Annotated in this window: 3 protein-coding genes; all 3 read right to left on the minus strand. The window is 53.6% G+C overall.

Annotated elements, in window-relative coordinates; translation table 11 throughout:
* On the minus strand, positions 1-1,427 hold a 1,427-nt coding region (locus ABYV26_RS22625), incomplete at its 3' end, for a GumC family protein (protein ID WP_372683623.1).
* A 321-nt stretch (positions 1,428-1,748) separates the two neighbouring features.
* Positions 1,749-2,999 (minus strand): tetratricopeptide repeat protein, encoded by a 1,251-nt coding sequence (locus ABYV26_RS22630; RefSeq protein ID WP_372683624.1) that lies wholly within the window; start codon positions 2,997-2,999, stop codon positions 1,749-1,751.
* A 142-nt stretch (positions 3,000-3,141) separates the two neighbouring features.
* The coding region (locus ABYV26_RS22635) for a tyrosine-protein phosphatase (RefSeq protein ID WP_372683625.1) at positions 3,142-3,824 on the minus strand (683 nt) is incomplete at its 5' end.

Consider the following 3,824-nt stretch of genomic DNA (forward strand, 5'->3'; position numbering starts at 1 on the left):
AGCACCAAATTGAGTTTGACGTTGGGCTTGACGGCCAAAAGCGGCAGGTCCGCCCGGTTGACGATCTGGATGTTGCTCGAAGAGACGCCGGCCATGGATTCGATCTCCTTGGCGCGCTGCAGCAGGCTCTGGTAAATGGCCTTGTTGGTGTCCACTTCGCGGGCCATGATCGAATACTGGGTGGCACGATCGTTGAGATCCAGAACCAGCTTCTTCTGCCCCTCGATTCGTTTTTCCATGGCGCTGACGACCTTTTTTGAGGATTCGTATTCGTTCTCGATGGATTGAAAAATTCCTCTTTCCTGGGCCTCGATCAGGGCCGCGATACTGTCCATGCGTGCTTTCAGGGTTTTTACCTTGGGATACTCATCGTGGAAGGTCGCTTTCAACTCTTCGTAACTAGCGTTCAGGTCGGCGTACTTGTCTTTCAGACTGGCGATCAGGTCGCTTTCCAGCACCCGGGGAAGGTTGGCATGCCCGTCTTTGACGGCCTGCTGGTAGGTGGCTTTCTTGGTGATCATGTTGGCCTCGGCCGCAGCGAATGTCGAGTTCAACTCCTCCAGGTGGCGATATATACTGTTAATACGGGCATCCAGCGAAACGATGCCGGCATGTTTGGCAAACTCGTTGAGGCGCTCCTCGGCTTTTTCAAGGTTGATCTTTGCCCGGTCCATCTGCATCATCAGGAAATCCCGGGCGATGCCGGAGGCCTCGACCTTCAGTTCCATCTTCCACAGGATGAAATCCTCGACAATCGTGTTGACCACCGATTGGGACAACTGGCGATCCGGTGAGCGAAATGCCACATCGATCAACATGGACTTCCGGCTTGGGGAAACCGTCAGGTTTTCCGACAGGTATTCGGTCACCTCTTGATGCGCCTCAATATCCTCGGCCACCGCCGGCTGGGCCTCGCCGGGGGACACCCTTCCCGCCAGGGATTTGAAGGCATCTCCGATCCGCTTAACCAAACTTGGCTGACCGTCATTGAAGACCATTTTCCGGATAACCGGATGATCAATTAAATCGAGTTTTTCGATCACACGGTGGATCATCGCTTTGCTGCGAATCAGCTCGACCTGGGTTTCATAAAATTCGCGCGCCTGGATTTCCGAACCCAGTACCTCCTTAAAGTTTGTCACATGCGGGTTTTCCTGGCTGACCTCAACGACCGCCGAGGCTTCATAGATCCTGGTGACGGCTAGGGTGAATATCAATGTCGACAAGAAGACCAGAGAGAGCACGGTCAGAATCAGCCACTTCCTGCGCAGGATGACCTCCAGGTAGTCGCGCAGTTGGATTTCTTCGGTTTCCTGCCAGTCATGGAACGGCTTTTGAAATTGGTTGGTTGGAAGATGATTGCCCGCTATATCCGGCAGCATTCGATCCCCGGAATTGTCTGCGTATCCTGCTTGATCTGGTGGCATCTGTTACCTCTTTAGTTGAAATGTGACGGATTCGTAAAAAGTCTGATATCTGCGTTACGCTTCATCCCTCGTCACTGCGGAGTACCGTAAGTACGCTGCCTGCGGCACCCGCGATAGCGGTATTCTCGGGATAGAACATATATGTTCGCCGTAAGGAGCCTGACCGTTTTGCAATTCGCTCGCCTAAGCTCGTTTTCACGGCCCGCAAGCCTTGATCTCGGGCTTTTTTCGGATTCGTCGGAAATCTGTTTTTTACGAGTTCATCTAATGTAATTTTGTTGTATATTTTTTAACATTTATTATGTTCAACAGCGCAGCTACTCAAGAGCTTCTATTGTTTTCAATTTTCTCCAGCCGGAAGTTGTCGAGCCACACCGTGCCCCTGATTTTGGAGTCGAAGCGCATGCTGGTCCGGCGCCGCAAGCGCACCACCGCCGCCTGGTTGTCCGCGGGCACCTCAAATGCGATGGATTCCTCGTGCCAGCCATTCGATCCCGTAATCATCGGTCCGGCACGGTAAAGGCCCTGCTTGTCGTAGCCGACAATCTCTACAAACGGGCCCTCATCCGTCGTGATTCCTCTGCTTTTCCAGGCATACGTCAGGCGATATTTGTCTTGCGGATTGACTGCGAAAATCTGGTAGAGATGCTGAAATGACACATTTTCTTGCCCATCGAATTTGATCTTAAGGGCATATTCACCCTCGGCAGCCTCGTTGTAGACCCGTTTCAGTTGCCAGCTGCCGTCCTTTTCACCCCAGTAACGCCAATCAAACCCCTGTCCGGTAAGGCTGCTTTCGAACCCCGCATTGGTCAGGCCGGCACTGCCGGTGTATTGTTGCCAAACGTCCACCGAAGGGGCGATGCGTTTATGGTTCAGCAGAAAATGGGCATACCGCAGAGCGATTTCCTTTTCCGGTTCGGCGACCTTTTTCATGGCCTGCCACACGATCAGGCTCTCGTCAGTCATTCCCCACCGTATCAACCAGTCGAGATAAGCTGTCAGATTTGCCGGTTCTAAAACAGCGACTGCGGCTGAAGCATTACCGCCAATGTGGGTGTGCAACAGTTGCAGCGTATCCTGCACGAGCATTTTTCTGGACAAGAGATAATTGGTGTTGCGGTAAAGGCGATGGTGCATGCCCAGTTCACGGGCCAGCAACATCTGTTCCCATTTCCAGCGAACCACCTGCTCCGTCAAATCGGTTGTGAAGGTCAGGATGTCTTTGGCTTTTTCTTCACCGCCCAGTGCGGCCTCGGTTTCGGCCAACCTGAGCCACGCGTCTATAAATAGGGGGTCTTGTGAAACGGCCTGCCGGAAAAACCCTGCGGCATTCTCCGGTTGCTGCTGCAGCCAGGCGTGCATGCCCAGTTCATACTGGGCCTTTGGATAAACCTTGAGCTGCCGTGCCTCCTCTTCCGAAAAGGTATAGCTTGCCTGCCAAACAGCCCGTTGCGGCCAGTTGAAATAAACCGTCCAGCACCCCAGTGCCAATAGAACCGCGCTCAAAAGAATACGAAGTGGTGTACGCATCAAATTATAGTTGCCCAAGATGAACGATGGCTGTTTCAACGTTCCCTCGCCCTTTTGGGGAGCGGGACAGGGTGAGGGGTATTTTTTTCAGGTTTAAGTAAAGTGCCACACGCCATTCATAGAATTAGAATAGGCACGCCTTCGACTCTGGCGATATCTATGAGATAGGATTCTTTACCCCTCACCAAAATCGCCACCAGCGCTTCTTGCTTCTCCCACTCATTTCGCTGGATACTGTCATCGGCTGTAGCAACTCGCCGTTCAGCACGCGCAGCGGATTGTCCGTGGTGATTCGCTGAAGGTTCTCCTGGCCGATTATCGCACGCAGTTTGTCCGTTGCCGCCTGAATGCCCGCCGGGTTGTGCCATTCTGGGTGGTGGCTGTCGGTGGCCAGGCAGTGGATCTGGCCGTTTTCGGCCATCAAACGGGCTTTGCGGGCAACCGCCCGACCGTATTGGCCGAGAAAGCTGCCCCAGTTGACCTGCAGGTAAACGCCCGATTCGATGAGCCGGTCTATCAGGCCCGAATTGGCTGCAAGCTGTGCACATCGCTCGGGATGGGCCAGCAGAATTGAATATCCCTTGGCCAGGATTGCAAAGATGACCTGCTCCCATCCCGGAGGAAGTTGCTGGAATGACGGCTCGATCAACAGGCAGGAGGAGTTTCCCAGGGGCAGCAACCGGTCGCCGTCAAGCATTTTCGGGATCTGGGGGTCCAGTGCGATCTCCATACCAGAAACGATTTCAAGTTCCAGACCTTCATCGGTGATGGTTTGATTCAATTCGGCAACCTGTGTTTTGACCCGATCGATGGGTGGCATCCAAGCTGTACCGGGAACCATGTGCGGAGTGGCTGCAACAATGC

It is taken from the genome of Desulfosarcina sp., assembly GCF_041551955.1.
Taxonomy (GTDB): Bacteria; Desulfobacterota; Desulfobacteria; order Desulfobacterales; family Desulfosarcinaceae; genus Desulfosarcina.